Genomic DNA, 22,197 nt, shown 5'->3' with positions numbered 1-22,197 from the left:
TTGTAAGCTACAACGGCGCGTGTTGGTATTGTCTCCAACATGAGGGCCGATCTTCTGTTGCGCGAGCGCTTCGATCTGACGGAGTGCTCTTTCGTGGAAATTGTCGTCTGGTCTGTCACGACGCCCGTGGCAGCGTCCATGCATTGCTTCAAGTACTGATTGACCTATGTGGTGGAGGGCGTTTGCGTATTGCGCTACGACAACGAAGCTGGCAAGGGCGATCATCGCCATATCGGCGATCAAGAAGTCCCTTACGCGGTCACTACGCCCGAGAGGTTGATCGCTGATTTCTGGCGCGACGTGGACCAATGGAGGCCCAGGATATGAAGACCGTAACTTTGTCTGTAGCGTCTCGCGAAGACGTCATGCGTCGGACGCTGGGCGCGCTTCAGGGCAAGCGCCAAGGCGCGCATATTTCCTTTGCGACACCCGAGCTTCTATGGAAGATCCTGACCGCCAAGCGCTGGGAAATCCTGCGCGCCATGACGGGGCAGGGCCCGATGTCGATACGTGAGGTGGCACGGCGGGTCCGACGGGATGTCAAAGGCGTGCATGGCGACGTACATGCTTTGCTCGATGCCGGTGTGCTGGAACAATCCAGCGAGGGCGTCGCCTTCCCGTATGACGCCGTGCACGTGGACTTCATGCTGCGTGCTGCCGCCTAACGGCGGCGCTTCCTCTCACTGGGAGGATGTCGCGCAAACCGCGACACGATCGGCGTCCTTGGGAAGTCGCGGCCAAGCTGCGTAAAATAGCGTCGCTGCACTGCAGCAATCCCGCTTTCACCGCTATGCAGGACCTTCCCCATGATGGATACGCCTGCCGTGCCGCCTCGGCTCGGCCTCGTCATTCTTGCGCTCGCCGTCGGCAGCTTTGCCATCGGCACCACCGAATTCGCCACGATGAGCCTGCTGCCGTACTTCGCGGCCAGCCTGGGCATCGATGCGCCAACGGCGGGCCACGTGATCAGTGCCTATGCGCTGGGGGTCGTGGTCGGCGCGCCCGTGTTGGCGGTGCTGGGCGCCAGACTGCGCAGGCGTACGCTGCTGGTCCTCCTGATGGGCCTGTTCGCCATCGGCAACGCCTTGAGCGCCGTCGCGCCCACCTATCACGCGATGCTGGCGGCGCGTTTCCTGAGCGGCCTGCCGCATGGCGCGTATTTCGGTATCGCGTCGCTGGTGGCCAGCTCGCTGGTGCCGGCGAACCGGCGCACCGTGGCGGTGGGACGCGTGTTCCTGGGCTTGACGTTCGCCACCATCGTGGGCGTGCCGCTGGCCAACTGGCTGGGCCAGGCCGTCGGTTGGCGCTGGAGCTTCGCGCTGGTATCGCTGCTGGCGCTGCTGACGATGACCAGCGTGCGGCTGTTCGCGCCCGATACACCGGCCGACCCCGCATCCAGCCCGCTGCGCGAACTCAGTGCGTTGCGGCGCGGCCAGGTATGGCTGACGCTGGGCATCGGCGCAGTCGGCTTCGGCGGGCTGTTTGCGGTCTATACCTATCTGGCCGACACGCTGGCCGCCGTGACGCACGTGCCGGCCGCTACGGTACCTCTGGTGCTGAGCGTCTTCGGTGTGGGGTTGACGGCGGGCAACATGGTCGTGCCGCTTTACGCCGACCGCGCCATCATGCGTACCGCGGGCCTGCTGCTGCTGTGGACAGCGGCCGTCCTGGCGCTGTTTCCCTTCATGGCGGGCAACGTCTGGCTGATCATGCTGGCCGTGTTCCTGATCGGCCTGGGCGGCGCGCTGGCCACGGTGCTGCAGACCCGGCTGATGGATGTGGCGGAGGACGCCCAGGGATTGGCCGCCGCCCTCAATCATTCCGCTTTCAATACGGCCAACGCACTGGGCCCATTCCTTGGCGGTCTGGCAATCGCCGCCGGTTATGGCTGGACATCCACCGGTTGGGTGGGCAGCCTGCTAGCCATCGCCGCCATGCCATTGTGGTTGGCGGCCGTGACGCTGCAGCGCCGCCGCGCCACTGCGATCGCTGCCGTGGCTGGCAGCCGGGCCTGCTGAGCTGCATCTGCCGGCAAGGGGCCGGCAGGGCTGGCGTCCGAACGGGCATCCTTGGCGCTCCCCGCCATGGCCAGGCGCGTCCGTATCGGGTTTTTTTCTATCCGTATCCGGTCTGTTGGGTACCCCGACCACCGCGGTCAGTCGGGGTCGCTTCCCTGCACGTTCTGGCCAGCAGGCTCCTGCGGCGCCGCCACCGCCTGGATCAACGCATCGCGGTGCACGCATAGCGCCGACATCCGCTTCTCCATGGTCCGCGCGTGCAGCCGTTCGCGCCACGCCAGGCCGCGCTGTTGTCGCAGGCGCGCAATCAGCCGGTATTGGCATTCAAGCTGATGCCGGCATTCGGCGATGAGCCGATCCGTGGTGCGCAAATCGATATACAGCTGCTGCGGGTGATTCATGGTTGGCTCCGGGGGGCGTGAGAAAAGCAAAGCGCGTCTGCCAGCAAACAATACGCCGCCAAGCGGTGATTTTTCGGGGTGGCATGCACGAGGACGGCGCCCTTGTCCGTAGGCTAATGTCCAGGGCGGTGTCCAGGCCCTCCTTCGGTCGGCGACTGGCTAGGGCCGCATCGGGATATCGCTGCCGCATCGCGTTGTATAGTGCTGACGCCACGTGGCGGCCATGTAGCCCGTTCAGCGGATTGCCGGCGAGCGCAGCCGTCTTGCCGCGTGGGGCCGACGGCGCCGCATTCACACGCCGCGTGCAAAAGTTGATGGGCGCCCGGCGCGGGCCCCTGGCGTTGGAGGAGGCTGATGCGTTTCGATCTGTTGTCGCTCAAGCTGTTCGTCGCGGTCTGCGAGCATCTGAATATCTCGCGCGCCGCGGACGCGGAAAGCATCGCGCCCTCGGCGGTCAGCAAGCGCATCTCGCAGATGGAAGACATGCTGAAGACGCCGCTCTTCCTGCGTAGCAACAAGGGCCTGGAATTGACGCCGGCCGCGCATTCGCTGCTGAACCATGCGCGCGTGATCCTGCGCGACCTGGCGCAGATGGAAAGCGAACTCTTCGACCATGCGGAGGGCCTGCGGGGGCAGATACGGTTGCACGCCAGCCTGTCGACCATCGTCCAGTACCTCGCGAACGATATCCGCGACTTCCTGGCCCTGCATCCTGCCCTGCGCATCGATCTTCAGGAAAGCCTTAGCCCCGAAGTCGTGCGCGCGGTGGCGGAGAACGCAGCCGACATCGGGATTTTCGGCGGCAACGCGGTGGTCCCGGGCCTGCGCGTGTATCCGTATCACAGCGACCGGCTGGTGGTCATCATGACCGCCGACCACGTCCTGGCCAAGGCGCGCAAACTGACTTTCCGCCAGGTTGCCGAGCATGAGCTGGTCGGCCCGCAGCCGGGCAGCTATTTGAATTCGCTGGTGCTGCGCGCGGCGGCCGACCTCGATTGCCCCTTGCGGTTTCGCATCCGGGTCAATGGATTCGAACCCGCGCGCAGCATGGTCGAGGCGCGGCTCGGGATCGCGCTGGTGTCCGAACACCATGCCGCGCGCTATGTCGCGTCGGGGCCGCTGGTCGCCGTTCCGTTGGACGAGGACTGGGCCATGCGTCACTGGAAGATCTGCGTACGCGACGCCGAATCCTTGCCCGCCCCCGTGCAGCTACTCATCAAGCATCTGAGCGAGCATAGCGAGAGCCAGGATGCCGGCCGTCAGCCGTAGGGCAGGCGCAGGCCCGGATCCGGCCACGGCATGGCGATAAGCTGACCCGTTCCTGACAAGGTGATGTACGCGGTCCTGCGGTCCGGTCCGCCGAAGCAGATGTTGGTGACCATCGGGTCCGGCAGCATGACCTGGCGCAGAATTTCGCCCGATGGCGCGATGATCGTGATGCAGCCGGTGATCAGCGTGCCCACGCAGATATTGCCGTGGACATCCACCGCCATGCTGTCCAGTCGCTGGTAGCCGGGCAGCGTGCATATCAGCCGACCGCCGTTGGGCGAAGGGAAGGGGTGCTTGCGCGGCCGCCCGGGGGCGTCCAGGTCGAAGGCCCACACGCGGCCCGTTTCGGTTTCCGATACGTACACCACGGTCTCGTCCGGCGACAGCCCTACGCCGTTGGCGGTGGTCAGCGGATAAGCGACCTCCACGATCATCGATCCGTCCGCCAGCGCATAGTACAGGCCCGCATGGTCGCGGTCGCGTTTGCGGTTCTTGCCGAAGTCGGTGAAATAGAAGCCGCCCCGGCTATCGAATACCAAGTCGTTCGGGCCGCATAGAGGCGCCTCGCCGCAACGGTCGTACAAGGTACGTAGTTCGCCCGTGCGCGGATCGAAACGCTCGATCCGTCCGCTGGTGTAGGCGGGATGGATGCCGGCCCGCGTACGGTTGTAGCCCGCGATGGTCTGGAACAGGAAGCCGCCGTTGTTGGCCACGTAGTAGGCACCGTCCGGTCCCACCGCCAGGCCGTTGGGCCCGCCGCCCGTTTCGATCAACACCTGGACGCTGCCATCCGGCGCGACCCGGCTGATCGTCTCGCGCTGGATTTCCACCAGCACGACCGATCCGTCGTCGTGCGCCACCGGTCCTTCGGGAAACTGCAGCCCGCTGGCAATTACCTTGAAGTCGCTCATCGCCGTATCCGCCGTCATCACTGCTTGGGCACCTTCTGGACGTATCGATTGGTGTAGGTCGCATCCAGGTCGATATTGGCCGCGGCGATGGCGGGGTCGAAGGCGGCCAGGACGTTGCGCACGGTTTGCGCGGCCTCATCCGTCATGACGCCGTCGCTCGACAGGCAGGCCCGCATATTGGTGAACGCCTGGGCAAAGATTTCCTTGTCGGCCAGCGCGTATTCCGGCGGAACAGCGGCCGCCACCTGAGCGGGCGTGGCCTGCGCCAGCCATTGTTCGGCCCGGACGATGGCGGTGGCGATGGCCTGTACCGTGTTGGGATTCTTGTCGATGAAGTCCTTGGTGGCGTACACGGCGGCTTCGGGATAGTTGCCGCCCAGGGTCGCCCGTGTCGCCTCGGGGCTGCGCATCGCGGCCAGCGGGAACAGGTCGCCGCTGTCCTGCAGGATCGTCGCCACCGGGTCGTTGGACATCATCGCGTCCACCTGGCCGCTGCGCGCCGCCGCGACCGCGCCGGAGGACGAACCCACGCCGATGATGGATACCTCGTCGGGCTTCACACCGGCCCGGCTCAACAGATAGTTGACGCCCATGTGGAAGCTGGAGCCGGGCGAGCTCACGCCGATGCGCTTGCCCTTCAGGTCCGCATAGGACTTGATCTTGTCGTGGCTGGCCTTGGTGACTCCGAACACAAAGCCGGGGCAGTTGGCCTGGATGGCGAAGGACACCAGCTTCTGGCCCTTGACCGCCATCGTGATGGTGTTCGAATACGCGCCGGCGACGAAGTCGGCGCTTCCGCCCAGCAGGGCTTGTAGCGCCTTGGCGCCACCGCTGTATACGCCGATATCGACCTCCAACCCGGCCTGCTTGAAATACTCGCGGCTGCTGGCGATGACGAAGGGCAGATACGGAAAGCCGACGCCGGCCGCCGCCAGGTGCAACTTGGGTTTTTCGGGGGCACCGTCGGCGCGCGCGGCCAGCGGCGTGCCGGCCAGCAATGCGAGGGAAACCCACGCCGTGGCAAGACGCATCATCATTGTCGTTCTCCTCCTGGTGGATAGGGGCGCGGCGTTGCCCGGCGCGTTCCCGCTCTGTTTATCCCTGGACCACGTCCTGGCGCTGCGTGCCCAGGCCTTCGATGCCCAGCGTCACGACGTCGCCGCGCTTCAGGTAGACCTGCGGGTTCTGGCCCAGGCCCACGCCGGGCGGCGTACCGGTGGAAATGATGTCCCCCGGCTGTAGCGACATGAACTGCGACAGGTAGGACACCAGGTAGCGCACCCCGTACACCATGGTCGCCGTGCTGCCGTTCTGGTACCGGTGGCCGTTCACTTCCAGCCACATGGACAAGGCCTGCGGATCCGCGATTTCGTCGGGCGTGACCAGCCACGGACCGATGGGCCCGAAGGTGTCGGCGGACTTGCCCTTGGTCCACTGGCCCTGGCGCTCGGCCTGGAAAGCGCGTTCGGACACATCGTTGATCAGGCAATAGCCGGCCACGTGCGACATGGCGTCGCTTTCGCTCACGTATTTCGCCGGCTTGCCGATGACCACGCCCAACTCGACTTCCCAGTCCGTCTTTTCCGAACCGCGCGGGATTTCGATCGGATCGTTCGGACCCGTGATGGCGCTGGTTGCCTTCATGAAGATGATGGGCTCCGGCGGCACGGTCGCGCCGGTTTCCGCGGCGTGGTCCGAATAGTTCAATCCGATGCAGATGAACTTGCCCGTGCCCGTCACGCAGGGCCCCAGCCGCGGCGTGCCCGGCACCAGGGGCAGGGCCGCCGCATCGATCGCCTTCAGGCGAGCCAGCGTTTCCGGCAACAGGGCGGCCGCGCCGATGTCGGCGATATGGCCGGACAGGTCCCGTATGCGGCCTTGCGGATCCAGCAGTCCCGGCTTTTCCTGCCCCTTGGCGCCGTAGCGTAGCAACTTCATCCTTGACTCCCTTATGCGAATGAAAACACCGGGCGGCCGTGTGCCGTCCGGATGGAAAACGCCGTCCGGCGCCGCGGCCCGGACGGTCGGCGGCAAGCCGCGTCGACGCGGCGGCAGGCGGTGGCCCGCCGCAGTTCAATAGGTGGCGCGTCCGCCGGACAGGTCGAAGACCGCACCCGTGGTGAACGAGTTTTCCTCGCTGGACAGCCAGGCGATCATGGCGGCGGCTTCGTGCAGTTCAAGAAAGCGGCCGCGCGGGATGCGGCTCAGCATGTAGGCGATATGCTCGGGCGATTGCTGCTCCATCGCGCCCGGCGTGCGCGCGACCGCGGGCGTCACGCAATTGACGGCGATATCGTGGCCGGCCAGTTCCTTGCCCAGCGACTTGGTCATGGCGATGACCGCCGCCTTGGCCGAGCTGTACGCCGCCGCGTTGGGATTGCCTTCCTTGCCGGCGATCGATGCCACGTTGACGATGCGGCCGTACTTCTGCGCGATCATGACGGGCGCGACCGCGCGGCAGCAGTAGAAGGTACCGTTGACGTCGATATCGATAACCTTGCGCCACTGGTCCAGCGGATACTCCGCCAGCGTGGTATTGGGGCCCACGATGGCGGCGTTGTTGATCAGGATTTCCAGCTTGCCCAGGGCACGCAGGGTACCCGCCACGCCCGCCTCCACGCTGGCGTAGTCGGCGATATCGACGTGTTCGGTGTGCACCGTGTGGCCGGCGTCGGCTAGCTCCTTCTTCACCTTCGCCAGCGCGTCGGCGTTGATGTCCCAGATCGCCACGCGCGCGCCGGATTCCAGGAAGCGCCGCACTACCGTCAGGCCGATGCCCTGTGCGCCGCCGGTGACCACGGCCGCACGGCCGTTCAGATGGATGGCATTCGTTTGCAAGATGCGGTTCCTTGTGTGGGTTGTTCCAATGCGGGAGGGAAGTGGTCAAGCGCCGGCGGCGACGGTCTGGCCCGCCACGGGGCGCCAGCGCATGAAGTGGTCTTCGAACAGGGATACGGCGGTGTCCAGCACCAAGGCGAATACCGTCAACAGCAGAATGCCGGCGATCACCGCATTGATGTCGAATACGCCTTCGGCCAACAGGATGAGATAGCCGACACCTTTCTCGGATCCCAGGTATTCGCCCACCACGCTGCCCACGAAGGCGATCCCCACGGCGTTGTGCAGGCTCGAGAACACCCAGCTCATCGCCGATGGCATGTAGACATGCCGCATCAGCTGACGCGAGTTCGCGCCCAGCATGCGCGTGTTGGACAGCACTGCGGGGCTGACTTCCCGCACGCCCTGGAACACGTTGAAGAACACGACAAAGAACACCAGCGTTACGCCCAGCGCGATTTTCGACCAGATGCCCAAGCCGAACCACAGCGCGAAAATGGGCGCGAAGATCAGCCGCGGCATGGAGTTGAAGGCCTTGATGAACGGGTCCGTGACCACGGCCAGGAAGGGATTCAGCGCCAGCCACAACCCGCAGGCGAGCCCCAGCACGGTACCGATGACGAAGGCCAGCAGCGTTTCGATCAGGGTGGTGTACAGATGGATGAAGATAGATCCGCTGGCGAACCAGGTGACGATGCGCCGCGCCACGCCCCATGGGTCGCCGAAGAAAAAGGGCGACAGCCATTGCCGGCTGGTGCACAGCCACCACAGGAAGATCGCACCCGCCAACAGCAGCAGTCGGGTGGCAAGGACCAGGATGCGGTTGCGCGGATCAAGAGCGAGCACTGGCATAGCTTTTCAATACCTCCCCTCGGAGTACTTCCCATATTTCGGTGTGCAGTTGCAGGAAGCGCTGGGTCATCCGGATCTCGGCGACTTCCCGCGGCCGTTGCAGGTCGATTTCGAATTCCGCGATGGGACGGGTGCCCGGTCCGGCGGACAGCACGATCACCCGGTCCGACAGCGAGATCGCTTCCTCCAGATCGTGGGTCACGAATACCACCGACTTGCGGTCGGCGGACCACAGGCGCAGCAGTTCGTCTTCCATCAAGTGGCGCGTCTGGATATCCAGGGCGCTGAACGGCTCGTCCATCAGCAAAATACGCGGATTGAGAACCAACGCCTGCGCGAGGCCGGCGCGCTTGCGCATGCCGCCCGACATCTGGTGCGGATACTTCCGGCCGTGCCCTGCCAGGCCGACGCGTTCCAGCCATTCGCGGGCGGACGCCAGGGCCTGGGCCTTGGGCGTGCCATGGAATATCAGCCCCGCCGCGATGTTGTCCTCCGCGGTCTTCCAGGGCATCAGCGCATCGACCTGGAACAGATAGGATGCCTCTTTGTTCAAGCCCTGCATCAAGGGCTGGCCGAACACGCTCAGCGTGCCGGCCGACGGACGCATCAGGCCGGCCGCCACATTGAGCAAGGTGGACTTGCCGCATCCCGTGGGGCCGACCACGGACACGAATTCGCCGTCACGGATGGCCAGGTTCACGTCCCGCACGGCGGTATAGGTCTGTCCCCGGCCTTCGTTGCTGGCGAAGGTGCAGGTCACGCCGTCGAAATGCAGCGCTTCGCGCGCGGCCGCCGCGTGCGGGCGCGCGGCATGCACGGGATGGTCGATGCTGCGCAGCATGGCTCCTCTCATTGCACGGATTCTCCGGCCTTCTTGACATAGCGGTTGTCGTAAGTCGCCGCCAGATCGATATGCGCCGCGCCGATGGACGGGTCGAAGGCGGCCAGTACGTCACGTACGGTGCGAGCGCCATCATCGGAGATCACGCCGTCCGGCGACAGGCAGCGGCGGCTGTTCTCGAAGGATTTCGCATAGAGGTCCTTGTTGTCCACCAGGTATTCGGCGGGCACCGTGGCCACGACCTGCTGCGGCGTCGCCTTGGCCAGCCAGTGTTCGGCACGGACGATGGCGTCGGCCACGGCCTGTACCGTGCGAGGATTCTTGTCGACGAAGGACTTGGTGGCGTAGAGGCTGGATTCCGGATAGTCGGCGCCGAAGACCTGCTTGTTGCCGTCCGCCGTCCGCATCTCGGCCAAAGGCTTGAGATCGCCGCCATCGACCAGCACGGTCGCCACGGGGTCGTTCACGATCAAGGCGTCGATCTGGCCGGCCCGCACCGCGGCGACCGCGCCCGCGGCCTGGCCCACGCCGATGATGGACACATCGTCCGCCTTCAGCCCCGCCTTGTGCAGGATGTAGTTGACGACCATGTGCGTACTCGAACCGGGCGCGCTCACCCCCACCCGCATACCCTTCAGGTCGGCCGGCGATTTCACCTTGTCGAAGTTCTTCCTGGACACGCCGAAAACCCAGCCCGGGCACACCACCTGGGCGGCGATGGTGACCAGTTTCTGGCCCTTGGCGGCCATGGTCAGCGTGTTGGAGTAGGCGCCGGCCGTCATGTCGGTGCTGCCGCCCAGCATGGCTTCCAGCGCCTTGGATCCACCGGAGAACGCGGCGATGGTCGCGTCGATCCCTTCATCGCGGAAGTAGCCCAACTGCTTGGCAATGATGACGGGCAAGTAGGTGATGCCGGTGGATGCCGCGCCGATGTGTACTTCCTTCTTCTCCGGGGGCGTCTTCGATTGTGCCGCGGCCGTGCCGCAGATCATCGCGGCGGCACTGAGCGCGACCGCCAGCAGCGTCTTCATGTTTGTCTCCTTTCTTGGTTTTTTTTGCCGCGATGCAAGGCATCGCGGCGAGTAATGATGCATGCTGTCGCCCGGCCCCGGCGTGGTTTTTGGGAAAACCACCATCTCGAACGGCGATGGTGGCGCGGCGGGCCGGGTGGGCCGACGTCCGCATCGCGATGCGCCCAGACGGGTGAACCCGGTATGATGGGCCTACACTTCATTCGGACCTGCCGCCATCATGATCGAACGTATCGAAACCGCGGGCGCGCCCCTGCCCGCCGGCCATTATTCGCAAGCCATCAAGGCCAATGGATTCGTCTTCGTATCGGGACAGCTGCCTTTCCCGCCTGGCGCGCAGCGCATCCTGCCGGATGGCATGGCGGCGCAAGCCCGGCAGTGCCTGGAGAATGTGCGCGCCATCCTGGATGCGGCGGGCACCACCATGGCTAACCTGGTGAGCGTACAGATCTTCATCCCCGACGTATCGCTGTGGGGAGAAGTCAACGCGGTGTACGAAGCGGTGATGGGCAGTGCGCGGCCCGCGCGTACCGTCGTGCCCACGACCGCGCTGCACTATGGCGCGCTCATCGAAGTGAACGCGGTCGCGGTTTGCCCTTGACGACGTCCGCTGCGCCCTCGGACGCCCGCATCGGCGTCACCGTCCTGACCGGTTTCCTGGGCAGCGGCAAAACCACGCTGCTCAACCGCATGGTGCGTGAACCGCGGTTCGCGCAATCGGCGGTGGTGATCAACGAGTTCGGCAGCATCGGCATCGACCATCATCTGGTCCGTCATGTGGCCGACAACGTTCGGGTGGTGGAGGGCGGCTGCATCTGCTGCATGGTGCGCGGCGGCCTGGCGGACACCTTGCGTGATCTTTTCCTGCTGGCCCTGCGCCGCGCGATCCAGCCGTTTCGCCATGTGCTGATCGAAACCAGCGGGCTGGCCAGCCCGGCGCCCGTCCTGTTCACCCTGCGCCACGAACACTTCCTGGCCGAACGCTACGTCTACAACGGCACCATCGCGGTCGCGGACGCGCAGCGCGTGGTGGCACAGCTCGCTTCCGAGCCGGAGGCCATCCAGCAACTGGCGCTGGCCGACGAAGTCGCCATCAGCAAGGCCGACCTGGCTTCGCAGGCGCAGGTGCGCGCGGCCGGCGAGGCCGTCCTGCGTGTCAATCCCACGGCGCGCGTCCATGTGCTGGAGCGGGAAGGCCCGCTGCCGGCCGGCTTGCTGGCGGAGCGCCTGTACCGCGGCAGGCCGCCCGCCGCCCCGCGGGGCACGCCTTGGCTGGGCCGTTATAGCCGCCGGGGATGGCCCCCCGGTGGGAGCGAGGCGGGGCCCGACCTGCCTGCGCACGATGTCGCGGTGGCCACGCTGATCCTGCCGCCTTCGATCCCACGCGCCGCCTTCGTGCGCGGAATGTCGGCCCTGCAGGCGGAGTTGGGCGTATCGCTGCTGCGGATGAAAGGCCTGGTACGGTTCGAAGGCGATGCGGCGCCCAGTGCCGTGCATGGCGTGCACGACAAGCTGTATCCCATCGTGCCCTTGTCCGAATGGCCCGATGTCGAGGACGACCCTCGGCTGGTCTTCATCGCCCGCGGCCTGGATGCCGCCGAACTGGACAAGCGGGTGCGCCTGCACCTTGGACTAGGACAGGTGGGCGGCGCCTGAGGCTTTGTGGCCCTGCGATAGACACGTGGGCGTATATCCGTCGGCTATTTTTCCCCTATGGAACTGTTAATGTGGGTATAATTTGTAGGTTCCTGCAGGCGGTTAGGCTTGATTCGAACGGCCAAAGATGGGCATGCCCCTGGTAGGCCGTTTCGGGTGGTTCGCGTAGTCCGCACCCCGCTTTCGCCTCTTCCGTCGACACGCAGGTTGAACGGCAATAAAAAGACGCTCCGATTATCCGGGGTACTGCCGGACGGCTCAGTTCAATTTTCATCGGTGCCGCGCCAGGTATCCCCGTTCAGGGGCGCGCGGATACCGTCCGCCCGTCGTCCATTGCCATATCGTTCCTTTTCGGCATTTGCGGTTCGTGGTTGCTACAGCATGCCCGAACGCCGCATGGGTATCGCAGACCAGCCTTATTGGCCGAGGTTTTTTTGCAAGCGTTTTTCCGTTTCGAGCCGCAGTCCGCGGCTGCTTTCGCACAGACGCGTGTCCGCGCCGTGCCGGCCCATGCCGGACGGCAGAGCAGCATTCGTTCGCCCGTTGTTCCTGTGTCCCAGCAGGTGCCCGCACGCCATGTAGGCCATGCAGGCATGGACCGGCCCATCGTCCTTTGCCTTGTCCTTTGCATCGCCCTTTGCATCGCCCTTTGCATCGTCGTTTTTATGGGCGCGCCGAGCCAGGCATCGTCGAATTCATCGACAAAACAAAAAAGGCTTGGCGAATTCGCCAAGCCTTATCTGTTTGCTGTTTGGTTGCGGGGGCAGGATTTGAACCTACGACCTTCGGGTTATGAGCCCGACGAGCTGCCAGACTGCTCCACCCCGCGTCTGGAGAAAGAAATATTACTTCAGTTTTTCAGCCTTGGCAAGTCCGGGCATTACTTACCACGATGAATTGAACATATCGATGAACGATAGCGAGGCAACACTGGTGATAGAAACCGCGCTGCTCTGCGCGGCGCAACCCATGCCGAAGGCAGAGTTGCGCAGGCTGTTTTCCGACGACGACGGCGTGGATAATGCACGCATGGACGGTCTGCTGGAAGGCCTGCAGGGGGCGTGGCAGGATCGCGGGCTGGAACTGGTGTCGCTGGCCGGCGGCTGGCGTTTCCAGAGCCGTCCGGCGATGCAGCGCTACCTGGAACGTCTCAGCCCGGAAAAACCGCCGAAGTACTCGCGCGCGGTTCTCGAGACGCTGGCCATCGTGGCGTGGCGCCAGCCCGTCACGCGGGGCGATATCGAAGACATACGTGGTGTGACCGTGTCCTCGCAGATCGTGAAGACGCTGGAGGATCGGGGCTGGATCGAAGTCATCGGCCATCGTGACGCCCCGGGCCGCCCCGCCTTGTTCGGCACCACCCGGCAATTCCTGGACGATCTGGGGCTGCGCGCGCTGGACGAGCTGCCGCCGCTCGAGGCCGGTGGCGCGATGGCGGCGCTGGAAGGATTGGATCTCACCGGCGGCAATGCCACCGGTGATGCCGATGCTACGGAAGCTGCCGATGCCACGGAAGCTGCCGATGCCACGGAAGCTGCCGATGCCACGGAAGCTGCCGATGCCACGGAAGCTGCCGATGGCTCCGCGCCCGCTGAAGCATCCGACGTCGCGCCGGCCGGGGACGCCTCCGAAGCGTTCGAGGTCGTCGAGACGGCCTCGTCGGACGCAGGTAATGACGCCTCCGTTATCGCGGGCGTGGCCGATGCTGAGGACAATCCTGACACCGCCGATACCGCCGACGTCTCCGAGCTGACCGATGTCGCCGACATTACTGACGTCGCCGATGTCACTGATGTCACCGACGTCGCCGATCTTTCCGAGGTGACGGGGCGGTCCGGCGAGTCCGCCCATGCCATGCTGGCGGCTACCGGCCCCGCGCCTGAAGAACCCGAGATTCCCGTGCCCGAGCGAGACACCATCGATCCCGGCGGGCATCGCCCCGAGATCACGCCGCCGGGCCAGCACCCCGAAATCATTCCTCCCGGCGGGAATCCTGAAATCCGTCCTGCGGACCCGGCGCCCGAAATCGTGCCGCCCGTACCAGGCGAGACACCCGAAGTGCCTCCCGGACAATCCGATAACGACAATGAAGAAGACGCGCCAGGCGCGCCGCGTAAAGACTGAATTCTGGAGTAGTCCCAGTGAGTATCAATAAGAACGTGCAGGACGATGTCATGAAACCGCGTGAAACGGCGGCCGCTGCGGCGGCGCCGCGCGCCGACGGTGCCGCTCCGGTGGAGGACGCTGGCGCGCAACTCGTGCCACGTCCGCGTGCCCGCCGCCCGTCGCGCGCCAAGGGCGCGGCCGACGCATCGCACACCGATGTGCAGTCCGCCGCGCCGGATTCGCAAGCCGAGGCGCAGTCCGCCGCGCCGGCGCCGAAGCCGGCTCGCAAGGCGCGATCCGCCGGATCGGCACCGGTGCCGGTCATCGACGCGCAGGCAGAAGCGCCCGATGCGACGCCGCCGTCGCGCGCCCGTAGCCGCAAGCCGCGGACGGCTCCGGTGAGCGAGCAAGGTTCGCTGCCCCTGGCGTTGGAAGCGCAAGTCGCGGCTCCCGTCCAGGCGGCGCAGGCGGACCAGTCCGCGCCCGTGAAACGCCCGCGCAGGCGCAAGACGGAGGATGCGGTCGACAGCGGCGCATCCGATGCCTACGCGGCCGCGACCCCCGACAGGGAAGACGCGGTGCGCGATGCCGGTGCGCAGCGGCTCACGCAGGACGCAGGTATGCGCCGGCGGCGCCCCCGCGATACTGCTAACGTTGCGGCAGCCCACGCCGGCGATGCGGCGGGCGACCGCGCTCCGGCCGGCACGGCTTCGGTCGGTATCCCTTCGGCGGACATGGCGCCGGCTTTCGGGTACGCCGCGCCGTCGGGGCCTGCTTCTTCGGACACCACTTTGGCGGACACCCGTTCGTCGGGCACCCCGGCGACAGGGACGGCTTTCGCCGGGTCGGCGTCGGCCCCCGAAGCCGACCCGTCGGCGGCCAATCGTGGGCGTGGCCGCAAACTGCGCACGCCTTTCCGCCGCCGTCGTGGCGATGCCGTGACGGGCGCCGACGGCGCCCCCGCGGGAGACGCCGGCTCGCAGGCTTTGCCGCCGCAAGCGGCCACGGTGGTCGATCCCGATGCCATGTCGCCGGGCGGCGAACGCGAAGCCGAGCAGGCACTCGCTTACCTTGAAAAGGCTGCCCGTATGGAACAGCGCCTGACCAAGTATCTGAACAGCGAAGCCGTCATGCCGAAGCTGCACAAGGTGCTGGCGGACGCGGGTATCGGCTCGCGCCGCGAAATGGAAGAGCTGATCGTCGCGGGCCGCGTTTCCGTGAACGGCGAACCGGCTCACATCGGCCAGCGCGTCGCGGGCGGGGATCAAGTACGGGTCAACGGCAAGCTGATCACGCGCGCCAACACGCGCAAGCCCCCCCGTGTGATCCTGTATCACAAGCCCGCCGGCGAAATCGTCAGCCATGACGATCCGGGCGGCCGCGCGAGCGTGTTCGCCCGCCTGCCGAAGCTGCGCACCGGAAAGTGGCTGTCCGTCGGACGGCTGGACTTGAATACGGAAGGCCTGCTGATCTTCACCACGTCGGGCGATATGGCCAACCGCATCATGCATCCGCGGTATGGCACCGAGCGCGAGTACGCGGTGCGCATCCTGGGGGAAATGGACGCGGCGCAGCGTACGTCGCTGGTGGAAGGTATCGAGCTGGAGGACGGCAAGGCAGCCTTCGGAGCGCTGGATTACCTGGGCGGCGACGGTAGCAATCGCTGGTATCGCGTCACGCTGCAGGAAGGGCGCAATCGCGAAGTGCGCCGTATGTTCGAGGCGATCGGTGTCACCGTCAGCCGGCTCATCCGTACGCGCTTCGGCGATATCGTCCTTCCGCGCAACCTGCGCCGCGGTCGTTGGGAAGAGCTCGATCCCAATCTCGTGACGGCGTTGATGGTGCAGCTGGGGCTGCTGCGTGATGACGATGAAAGCGGACGCCGTCCGAAGCAGCCGCAATCGCATGACAGCGCGCTGCCACCAGGCTTTGGCACGCTGCAGAACAATGGAATGACCGGCGCCCGGGTCGGTCGGCGCGGAAAGCTGCAGGGCGGGCGACCGGGCAAGAGCGCCGGCGCCGGCATGTCGTATCCCTCCGATCCATTCGGCACAGGGTTGATGATCACGGGCGGCTACGCCAACGGCCACCCCATGGGCAACGATGGTGGCGGCGCGCGCGGCGGCAAGGGGCAGCAACGCCGTGGCCCCGGCAAGCGGCCCGCCCAGGGCCAGGGTCCTGGCCAAGGCCAAGGACAAGGACAAGGCCAAGGCCAAGGCCAAGGACAAGGCCAAGGACAAGGCCAGGCGGCCGGTCAGCATCCGCCTCGCGGCAAGTCGGCGCGCAAGGGCAAGCCTGGCGGCGGCAATGCCGGAAGGCCGAATGCCGCGGGGTTCAGCGCCCAGGGCCAAGGGCAGGGAGCCGGGCAGCCGCCGGCAGGCGGTCCCGGAAAGGGGCCGCAGCGCGGGCGCCCGGGAAAGAACGCCGCGCCTGGCAAGAAGCGCGGCAATGGCAACGCCAAGGCGCCACGCGGTAATGGCGGCGGTGGTGGCGGTGGTGGCGGTGGTGCGGGGCGCGGCGACGACTGGCAGCCGCGTGGCGCGGCCGCCCACGAATCGCGCCTGGGCGTGATCGGCGTCCGCGGGCGCGGGTCGCGATAAGCCGCAGTCCGGCCCCAATACGTAAACCCGCGACGCATCAGGCAAATTTGGCCGTTCTATGGTAAGATCGCTGGTTTTCGTGGGGCATCCCACGCGGGCGCTGGCCGTGCCGGCATGTATGGCTTATATATAAGTAGTACGGCAGGGTAGTACGGCAGGGCGGCACGCAGGGTGGTACGGCAAGGCAGCACGCGGCGGGAACGTCCAGGCGGCGGTACGGGTTGAAAGCAAGCGCGGCATGCGCTGGCTGGATGTACGTACGGCATGATCGCCCGGGGCGGCCCGGGGTGCCACGGCAAGAACCAAATATGGCGCGGACGGCGGCTTCTTCGTTGGAGTGGCCGGGGCGCATTTCAAGGGCAGGTGATCTGCGCTGGAATGCGCTGTACCACGTGATAACAATGGGCTGGGCTTACAGCCCATTTTTTTCGAGCATATGGCTGATTTATTCGCATTGACCCAGGAAGCGCTGTCCGGCATGGACGTCGAACTTGTCGACGTCGAACGGGCGGCGCTCGGCCTGTTGCGCGTCACGATCGACCGCCCGGAAGGCGTGCGGATCGAAGAGTGCGAGCAGGTTTCGCGTCAGTTGTCGCGGGTCTACGAAGTCGAGAACATCGACTACAAGCGATTGGAGGTCGGATCCCCCGGCGTGGACCGCCCGCTGCGCACCGAGGCAGATCTCCATCGCTTCGCGGGTCAGCGGGTAGAAGTCAAGCTGCGGCAGGCCGTGGACAACCGCAAGGTCTTTACCGGCACGCTGGTAGCGGCGGCCGCGGCACAGGACCAGGGGAAAGCGGTTTTCGGCGTGGAATTTGAGGCAAAGAAGGACGATATCCAGATGGTGCACTTCACGTTCGACGAAGTCGAGCGCGCCAAACTGGATCCCGTCCTGGATTTCAAGGGCAAAAAGCGATGAGTCGCGAAATTCTTCTGTTGGTCGACGCCTTGGCGCGCGAAAAGAACGTATCGCGCGAAGTGGTGTTCGGAGCGCTGGAAAGTGCGCTGGCTTCGGCCATGAAAAAGCGCTTCAAGGAAGACGCGGACATCCGTGTTTCCATCGATCGCGAAAGCGGCAGCCACGAAGGGTTCCGCCGCTGGCTGGTGGTCCCCGACGAAGCCGGACTGCAGGAGCCTGACAAGCAGGAAATGTATTCCGACGCCCGCGAGGCCGTTCCGAACATCCAGGTCGGCGAATATATCGAAGAGCCGCTGGAACCCATCGAGTTCGGCCGCATCGGCGCGCAGGCGGCCAAGCAGGCGATCCTGCAGAAAATCCGCGATGCCGAGCGCGAACAGGTGCTGAACGACTTCCTCGAACGCGGGGAAACCATCGTGTCGGGCACGGTCAAGCGCATGGACAAGGGCGATGCCATCATCGAAACCGGCAAGATCGAAGCCCGCCTGCCGCGATCGGAGATGATCCCCAAGGAAAACCTGCGCGTGGGCGACCGTGTGCGGGCTTTCGTGCTGCGCATCGACCATGCGGCGCGCGGCCAGCAGGTAATCCTGTCGCGCACCTCGTCGGAATTCATTCGCCAGCTCTTCGAAAACGAAGTGCCGGAAATCGAACAGGGCCTGCTCGAGATCAAGGCCGCCGCGCGCGACCCCGGCGTACGCGCCAAGATCGCCGTCATCGCCTACGACAAGCGTATCGATCCCATTGGCACGTGCGTCGGCATGCGCGGTTCGCGCGTCACCGCCGTGCGCAACGAGCTGGGCGGCGAGCAGGTGGATATCGTCCTGTGGTCGGAAGATCCGGCGCAGTTCGTCATCGGCGCCCTGGCACCCGCCAACGTCGAATCCATCGTCGTCGACGAAGACAAACACGCCATGGATGTGGTGGTGGACGAGGAAAACCTGCCCAAGGCCATCGGCGCCAAGGGGCAGAACGTCCGCCTCGCCTCCGAGCTGACCGGTTGGCAGATCAACATCATGACGCCGGAAGAAAGCCAGAACCGGCAGGAAGTCGAACGTTCCTCCTTGCGCAATACGTTCATGAGTAAGCTGGACGTCGACGAGGAAGTCGCCGACATCCTGATCGATGAAGGCTTCACGGGGCTGGAGGAAATTGCCTACGTGCCCATGCAGGAACTGCTGGAAATCGAGGCCTTCGACGAAGACACCATCAACGAGCTGCGCACCCGCGCACGCAATGCGCTCCTGACCGAAGCCATTGCGCAGGAAGAGCGCCTTGAAACCGCGCAGGACCTGCTCGAACTTGAAGGTATGACGCCCGAACTGGCCGCGCGCCTGTCCGAGCGCAAGGTACACACCCGGGACGACCTGGCCGAGCTATCCTCGGATGAGCTGGCGGAAATCTCGGGCCTCGACGAAAACCAGGCCAGCGAGCTCATCATGCGGGCGCGCGCGCACTGGTTCAACGAGGAACAATAGTTGCATAGGCGGGGAAGAGCCGGCACGGCGCCTTCCCGAACTTGTTTTATTGGATAGCGCTAGTCATATTGTTATATCGCCGTACACAGGAAGAAAGCCTAATGTCGAGCAATACCGTCGCCCAGTTCGCTACCGAGCTGAAAATGCCTGCCAACGTGCTGCTGGACCAGCTGCGCTCGGCCGGCGTTGACCTCAAATCGGTCGACGACGCCGTCACCGACAGCGACAAGGCGAAACTGCTCGACTCGCTGCGCCGCGCGCATGGCGGGGCCGGAGAGGGCAAGAAGATCACGCTGACGCGTCGCCAGACCTCCGAGATCCGCCAGGCGGATGCCACGGGGCGCTCGCGCACGATCCAGGTCGAAGTGCGCAAGAAGCGCGTCTTCGTCAAGCGTGATCCGGCCGAACTCGCCGCCGAAGCCGCGGCGACTCGCGCTCAGGCCGAGCCCGCTGAAAAACCCGATACGTCGGCCGAGCCCGTGGCCGCGACGGAAACCGCGCAGGTCGCTGCCGCCCCCGCGCCGGCCGCACCCGCCGCACCTGTCGCCGCCGCTGCGCCGGAGGCCGCGCCCGCTGCGCCGGAGGCCGCGCCCGCTGCGCCGGCCGAAACGCCGGAACCCGCGGCCACCCCCGAACAGGGCGAGGTCGCTGCATCGGCCGTTTCCGAGCCTGCCGCGCCCGCGCCTGCCGCTGAAATGGCGGCGCCCGCGCCGCACGTCGAGCCTGCTGTCCAGGAAGCCGCCCCCGCGGCGCCGGCGCCGCAGGCCACCCCCGAATCTATCCAGCCGGAACCCGAACACGAGGCACCCGTGGCAGCCGCCGCCGGCCCCGCCGCCGAGCCGCCGGTCGAAGCTGTCCCGCAAGAGCCCGTGAACACGACTGACACCATCGCGGTTTCCGAGAAACCGGAAACCCAAACCCCCGCCGTATCCAAGGCGCCGGCCGTCGCGCCGTCGCCCACTCTCCAGGGCGATCGTCCGCGGCCCGGCATGCCCGTGCCGCCCAAGCCGTCCGTCTCCAAGGGCCCGCGTGCCGGCGATGCCCGCCGTGGGCCGCCGCCCGCGGCCTCGCCCGCGCAGGTCATGAGCACCGCACAGCGCGACGAAGCCCGCCGCAATGCCGAGGCCGAAGCCGCCGCGCTGCGCGAGATGCTGAATCGCCCGCGCAAGGTGCTGCGCGCGCCGGAACCGGAACAGCCGGCCGCCGCGCCTGCCATTTCGGGCACCTTGCACAAGCCGGCCGCCAAGGCGGGCGGAGCGGTCAAGAAGGACGCCAAGCCGGGCGCCGGCGCCGGCACCAAAAAGACCATCAAGACCGCCGAGGTCTCGTCCACGTGGACCGACGACAATGCGCGCAAGAAGCCGGCGGACAAGCCGGCGGGCGCGCCCACCCGCGACGGTTGGCGTGCGGGCGGCAAGGCTGGCGGCAAGTCCAGCGGCCGTGGCGGACGCAACCAGCAGTCCGACCGCCGCGGCGTGGTGGAACAGGCGCCGCAGGAATTCATCGCGCGCGAAGTCCACGTGCCGGAAACCATCACCGTGGCCGACCTTGCCCACAAGATGTCGGTCAAGGCCGCCGAAGTCATCAAGCAATTGATGAAGCTCGGCCAGATGGTCACCATCAACCAGGTGCTGGACCAGGAAACGGCCATGATCGTGGTCGAGGAACTGGGCCACAAGGCCATCGCCGCGAAGCTGGACGACCCGGAAGCGTTCCTGGACGAATCCGCCGCGCCCGAAGGCGAAGATGCCGAACTGCTGTCGCGTGCGCCGGTCGTGACCGTCATGGGCCACGTCGACCATGGCAAGACCTCGCTGCTGGACTACATCCGCCGCGCCAAGGTTGCCGCGGGCGAAGCCGGTGGCATTACGCAGCACATCGGTGCGTATCACGTCGAGACCGACCGTGGCATGGTCACCTTCCTGGACACCCCGGGTCACGAGGCCTTTACCGCCATGCGTGCGCGCGGCGCGAAGGCCACCGACATCGTCATCCTGGTGGTGGCCGCGGACGATGGCGTGATGCCGCAAACGCGTGAAGCCATCCACCATGCCAAGGCTGCCGGCGTGCCGCTGGTCGTGGCGGTGAACAAGATCGACAAGCCGGATGCCAACCCCGAGCGCGTCAAGCAGGAACTGGTGGCCGAAGAGGTCGTGCCGGAAGAATATGGCGGCGACGTGCCCTTCGTGAGCGTGTCGGCCAAGACCGGCGCGGGCATCGAGGATCTGCTGGAAAACGTCCTGCTGCAGGCGGAAATCCTGGAGCTGAAGGCGCCTGTGAACGCACACGCCAAGGGCCTGGTCATCGAAGCACGCCTGGACAAGGGCCGCGGTCCCGTGGCCACCATCCTGGTGCAGAGCGGCACGCTCAAGCGCGGCGACGTCGTGTTGGCGGGCGCGAGCTTCGGCCGGGTTCGTGCCATGCTGGACGAAAACGCCAAGCAGGTGCAAAGCGCGGGCCCGTCCATCCCGGTGGAAATCCAGGGCCTGACGGATGTGCCGGCCGCCGGCGACGAACTGATGGTCCTGTCCGACGAACGCAAGGCGCGCGAAATCGCGCTGTTCCGCCAGGGCAAGTTCCGCGACGTCAAGCTGGCCCGCCAGCAGGCCGCGAAGCTGGAATCCATGTTCGACAACATGGGCGAAGGCACGCAGACCCTGGCGCTTATCGTCAAGACCGACGTACAGGGTTCGCAAGAAGCCCTGGTTGCCGCGCTGACCAAGCTGTCCACGGAAGAAGTGCGCGTGCAGGTCGTGCACGCCGCGGTGGGTGGTATTTCGGAAAGCGATGTGAACCTGGCGATCGCGTCCAACGCGGTGATCATCGGCTTTAACGTACGCGCCGACCAGAGCGTCAAGAAGCTGGCCGAGTCCAACGGCATCGACCTGCGCTACTACAACATCATCTACGATGCCGTGGATGAGGTGAAGGCGGCGATGTCGGGCATGTTGGCGCCCGAGAAGCGCGAAGAAATCATCGGGCTGGTCGAGATCCGCGAAATCTATTCGGTTTCCCGCGTCGGCAATATCGCCGGTTGCATGGTGCTCGACGGTATCGTCCGGCGCGATGCGCAGGTACGGTTGTTGCGCAACAACGTGGTCACCTGGACCGGCCATCTGGATTCGCTGCGCCGCTTCAAGGACGACGTCCGCGAGGTCAAGGCCGGCTTCGACTGCGGCCTGACCCTGCGCGGCAACAACGACATCCAGGTGGGCGACCAGCTGGAAGTCTTCGAGATCAAGGAAATCGCGCGGACGCTGTAAGCATCTCGCGCTCA

At 65.9% G+C, this 22,197-nt stretch carries 19 protein-coding genes and 1 tRNA gene; 11 read left to right on the top strand and 9 right to left on the bottom strand.

What is annotated here, in order from left to right:
* Window positions 1-168 precede the first annotated feature (168 nt).
* The 3 genes from AKI39_RS26070 to AKI39_RS16815 all read left to right on the top strand — a co-directional run bounded on the left by AKI39_RS26070 (window position 169) and on the right by AKI39_RS16815 (window position 2,018).
* On the top strand, window positions 169-327 hold the full coding sequence (locus AKI39_RS26070) for a toxin-antitoxin system TumE family protein (protein ID WP_338012432.1): 159 nt from the start codon (window positions 169-171) through the stop codon (window positions 325-327).
* Window positions 324-665: an HVO_A0114 family putative DNA-binding protein gene (locus AKI39_RS16820; protein WP_066638434.1), complete on the top strand. Its 342-nt coding sequence runs from the start codon at window positions 324-326 to the stop codon at window positions 663-665. The genes AKI39_RS26070 and AKI39_RS16820 overlap by 4 nt, the downstream gene beginning before the upstream one ends.
* Window positions 666-806: 141 nt before the next feature.
* Window positions 807-2,018: an MFS transporter gene (locus AKI39_RS16815; RefSeq protein WP_066638432.1), complete on the top strand. Its 1,212-nt coding sequence runs from the start codon at window positions 807-809 to the stop codon at window positions 2,016-2,018.
* Window positions 2,019-2,155: 137 nt separating this feature from the next.
* Here AKI39_RS16815 and AKI39_RS16810 read toward each other — a convergent pair whose 3' ends face one another.
* Window positions 2,156-2,419 (bottom strand): hypothetical protein, encoded by a 264-nt coding sequence (locus AKI39_RS16810; protein WP_066638423.1) that lies wholly within the window; start codon window positions 2,417-2,419, stop codon window positions 2,156-2,158.
* Window positions 2,420-2,773: 354 nt separating this feature from the next.
* Between AKI39_RS16810 and AKI39_RS16805 the strand changes: the two genes are divergently transcribed.
* The gene (locus AKI39_RS16805) at window positions 2,774-3,688 is read left to right on the top strand and encodes a LysR family transcriptional regulator (protein WP_066638420.1); all 915 of its coding nucleotides are present in this window, start codon (window positions 2,774-2,776) and stop codon (window positions 3,686-3,688) included.
* Here the strand turns inward: AKI39_RS16805 and AKI39_RS16800 are convergent.
* The 7 genes from AKI39_RS16800 to AKI39_RS16770 form a co-directional block, all read right to left on the bottom strand.
* Window positions 3,679-4,599, bottom strand: coding sequence for an SMP-30/gluconolactonase/LRE family protein (locus AKI39_RS16800; RefSeq protein ID WP_066643197.1), 921 nt, complete (start codon window positions 4,597-4,599; stop codon window positions 3,679-3,681). The two genes, AKI39_RS16805 and AKI39_RS16800, sit on opposite strands and share 10 nt — an antisense overlap.
* A 17-nt stretch (window positions 4,600-4,616) precedes the next feature.
* Window positions 4,617-5,630, bottom strand: coding sequence for an ABC transporter substrate-binding protein (locus AKI39_RS16795; protein ID WP_443103644.1), 1,014 nt, complete (start codon window positions 5,628-5,630; stop codon window positions 4,617-4,619).
* A gap of 64 nt (window positions 5,631-5,694) precedes the next feature.
* On the bottom strand, window positions 5,695-6,537 hold the full coding sequence (locus AKI39_RS16790) for a fumarylacetoacetate hydrolase family protein (RefSeq protein ID WP_066638414.1): 843 nt from the start codon (window positions 6,535-6,537) through the stop codon (window positions 5,695-5,697).
* A 135-nt stretch (window positions 6,538-6,672) separates the two neighbouring features.
* On the bottom strand, window positions 6,673-7,437 hold the full coding sequence (locus AKI39_RS16785) for an SDR family NAD(P)-dependent oxidoreductase (protein WP_066638412.1): 765 nt from the start codon (window positions 7,435-7,437) through the stop codon (window positions 6,673-6,675).
* Window positions 7,438-7,482: 45 nt separating this feature from the next.
* Window positions 7,483-8,289 carry an ABC transporter permease gene (locus tag AKI39_RS16780; protein WP_066638410.1) on the bottom strand — a complete coding sequence of 269 codons (807 nt, stop codon included), beginning with the start codon at window positions 8,287-8,289 and terminating at the stop codon, window positions 7,483-7,485.
* Complete coding sequence (locus AKI39_RS16775; protein ID WP_083228892.1) at window positions 8,270-9,130, bottom strand: ABC transporter ATP-binding protein; 861 nt, start codon at window positions 9,128-9,130, stop codon at window positions 8,270-8,272. The genes AKI39_RS16780 and AKI39_RS16775 overlap by 20 nt, the downstream gene beginning before the upstream one ends.
* Before the next feature lie 8 nt (window positions 9,131-9,138).
* Window positions 9,139-10,161 (bottom strand): ABC transporter substrate-binding protein, encoded by a 1,023-nt coding sequence (locus AKI39_RS16770; RefSeq protein ID WP_066638408.1) that lies wholly within the window; start codon window positions 10,159-10,161, stop codon window positions 9,139-9,141.
* Between the two features lie 220 nt (window positions 10,162-10,381).
* Here AKI39_RS16770 and AKI39_RS16765 point away from each other — a divergent pair, with 220 nt between their 5' ends.
* The gene (locus AKI39_RS16765; protein ID WP_145925297.1) at window positions 10,382-10,762 is read left to right on the top strand and encodes a RidA family protein; all 381 of its coding nucleotides are present in this window, start codon (window positions 10,382-10,384) and stop codon (window positions 10,760-10,762) included.
* Window positions 10,753-11,817: a CobW family GTP-binding protein gene (locus tag AKI39_RS16760; RefSeq protein ID WP_443102225.1), complete on the top strand. Its 1,065-nt coding sequence runs from the start codon at window positions 10,753-10,755 to the stop codon at window positions 11,815-11,817. The genes AKI39_RS16765 and AKI39_RS16760 overlap by 10 nt, the downstream gene beginning before the upstream one ends.
* 752 nt (window positions 11,818-12,569) lie before the next feature.
* Here AKI39_RS16760 and AKI39_RS16755 read toward each other — a convergent pair.
* A tRNA-Met gene (locus tag AKI39_RS16755) sits at window positions 12,570-12,646 on the bottom strand.
* 80 nt (window positions 12,647-12,726) lie between these two features.
* Between AKI39_RS16755 and scpB the strand changes: the two genes are divergently transcribed.
* The 5 genes from scpB to infB all read left to right on the top strand — a co-directional run bounded on the left by scpB (window position 12,727) and on the right by infB (window position 22,183).
* Window positions 12,727-13,941 carry an SMC-Scp complex subunit ScpB gene (gene scpB / locus AKI39_RS25290; protein WP_083228891.1) on the top strand — a complete coding sequence of 405 codons (1,215 nt, stop codon included), beginning with the start codon at window positions 12,727-12,729 and terminating at the stop codon, window positions 13,939-13,941.
* Between the two features lie 716 nt (window positions 13,942-14,657).
* Window positions 14,658-16,523 (top strand): pseudouridine synthase, encoded by a 1,866-nt coding sequence (locus tag AKI39_RS16745; RefSeq protein ID WP_066643187.1) that lies wholly within the window; start codon window positions 14,658-14,660, stop codon window positions 16,521-16,523.
* 436 nt (window positions 16,524-16,959) lie between these two features.
* Window positions 16,960-17,442 (top strand): ribosome maturation factor RimP, encoded by a 483-nt coding sequence (gene rimP / locus AKI39_RS16740; protein ID WP_066638404.1) that lies wholly within the window; start codon window positions 16,960-16,962, stop codon window positions 17,440-17,442.
* A complete protein-coding gene (gene nusA / locus AKI39_RS16735; protein ID WP_066638401.1) occupies window positions 17,439-18,920 on the top strand; it encodes a transcription termination factor NusA in 1,482 nt (493 codons plus the stop codon). Before rimP ends, nusA begins: the two co-directional genes overlap by 4 nt.
* A gap of 101 nt (window positions 18,921-19,021) precedes the next feature.
* Complete coding sequence (gene infB / locus AKI39_RS16730; protein ID WP_066638397.1) at window positions 19,022-22,183, top strand: translation initiation factor IF-2; 3,162 nt, start codon at window positions 19,022-19,024, stop codon at window positions 22,181-22,183.
* Window positions 22,184-22,197 lie beyond the last annotated feature (14 nt).

This window comes from Bordetella sp. H567, from assembly GCF_001704295.1.
Lineage (GTDB): Bacteria > Pseudomonadota > Gammaproteobacteria > Burkholderiales > Burkholderiaceae_B > Bordetella_C.
This window is presented reverse-complemented; position numbering and strand designations above follow the sequence as displayed.

What these genes read in the sequence shown, in the direction of transcription:
- AKI39_RS16820 (WP_066638434.1), top strand. Translation starts at nt 324, where the DNA reads ATGAAGACCGTAACTTTGTCTGTAGCGTCTCGCGAAGACGTCATGCGT.
- AKI39_RS16815 (WP_066638432.1), top strand. Translation starts at nt 807, where the DNA reads ATGATGGATACGCCTGCCGTGCCGCCTCGGCTCGGCCTCGTCATTCTT.
- AKI39_RS16810 (WP_066638423.1), bottom strand. Translation starts at nt 2,419, where the DNA reads ATGAATCACCCGCAGCAGCTGTATATCGATTTGCGCACCACGGATCGG.
- AKI39_RS16805 (WP_066638420.1), top strand. Translation starts at nt 2,774, where the DNA reads ATGCGTTTCGATCTGTTGTCGCTCAAGCTGTTCGTCGCGGTCTGCGAG.
- AKI39_RS16800 (WP_066643197.1), bottom strand. Translation starts at nt 4,599, where the DNA reads ATGAGCGACTTCAAGGTAATTGCCAGCGGGCTGCAGTTTCCCGAAGGA.
- AKI39_RS16795 (WP_443103644.1), bottom strand. Translation starts at nt 5,630, where the DNA reads ATGCGTCTTGCCACGGCGTGGGTTTCCCTCGCATTGCTGGCCGGCACG.
- AKI39_RS16790 (WP_066638414.1), bottom strand. Translation starts at nt 6,537, where the DNA reads ATGAAGTTGCTACGCTACGGCGCCAAGGGGCAGGAAAAGCCGGGACTG.
- AKI39_RS16780 (WP_066638410.1), bottom strand. Translation starts at nt 8,289, where the DNA reads ATGCCAGTGCTCGCTCTTGATCCGCGCAACCGCATCCTGGTCCTTGCC.
- AKI39_RS16775 (WP_083228892.1), bottom strand. Translation starts at nt 9,130, where the DNA reads ATGCTGCGCAGCATCGACCATCCCGTGCATGCCGCGCGCCCGCACGCG.
- AKI39_RS16770 (WP_066638408.1), bottom strand. Translation starts at nt 10,161, where the DNA reads ATGAAGACGCTGCTGGCGGTCGCGCTCAGTGCCGCCGCGATGATCTGC.
- AKI39_RS16765 (WP_145925297.1), top strand. Translation starts at nt 10,382, where the DNA reads ATGATCGAACGTATCGAAACCGCGGGCGCGCCCCTGCCCGCCGGCCAT.
- scpB (WP_083228891.1), top strand. Translation starts at nt 12,727, where the DNA reads ATGAACGATAGCGAGGCAACACTGGTGATAGAAACCGCGCTGCTCTGC.
- AKI39_RS16745 (WP_066643187.1), top strand. Translation starts at nt 14,658, where the DNA reads ATGGCGCCGGCTTTCGGGTACGCCGCGCCGTCGGGGCCTGCTTCTTCG.
- rimP (WP_066638404.1), top strand. Translation starts at nt 16,960, where the DNA reads ATGGCTGATTTATTCGCATTGACCCAGGAAGCGCTGTCCGGCATGGAC.
- nusA (WP_066638401.1), top strand. Translation starts at nt 17,439, where the DNA reads ATGAGTCGCGAAATTCTTCTGTTGGTCGACGCCTTGGCGCGCGAAAAG.
- infB (WP_066638397.1), top strand. Translation starts at nt 19,022, where the DNA reads ATGTCGAGCAATACCGTCGCCCAGTTCGCTACCGAGCTGAAAATGCCT.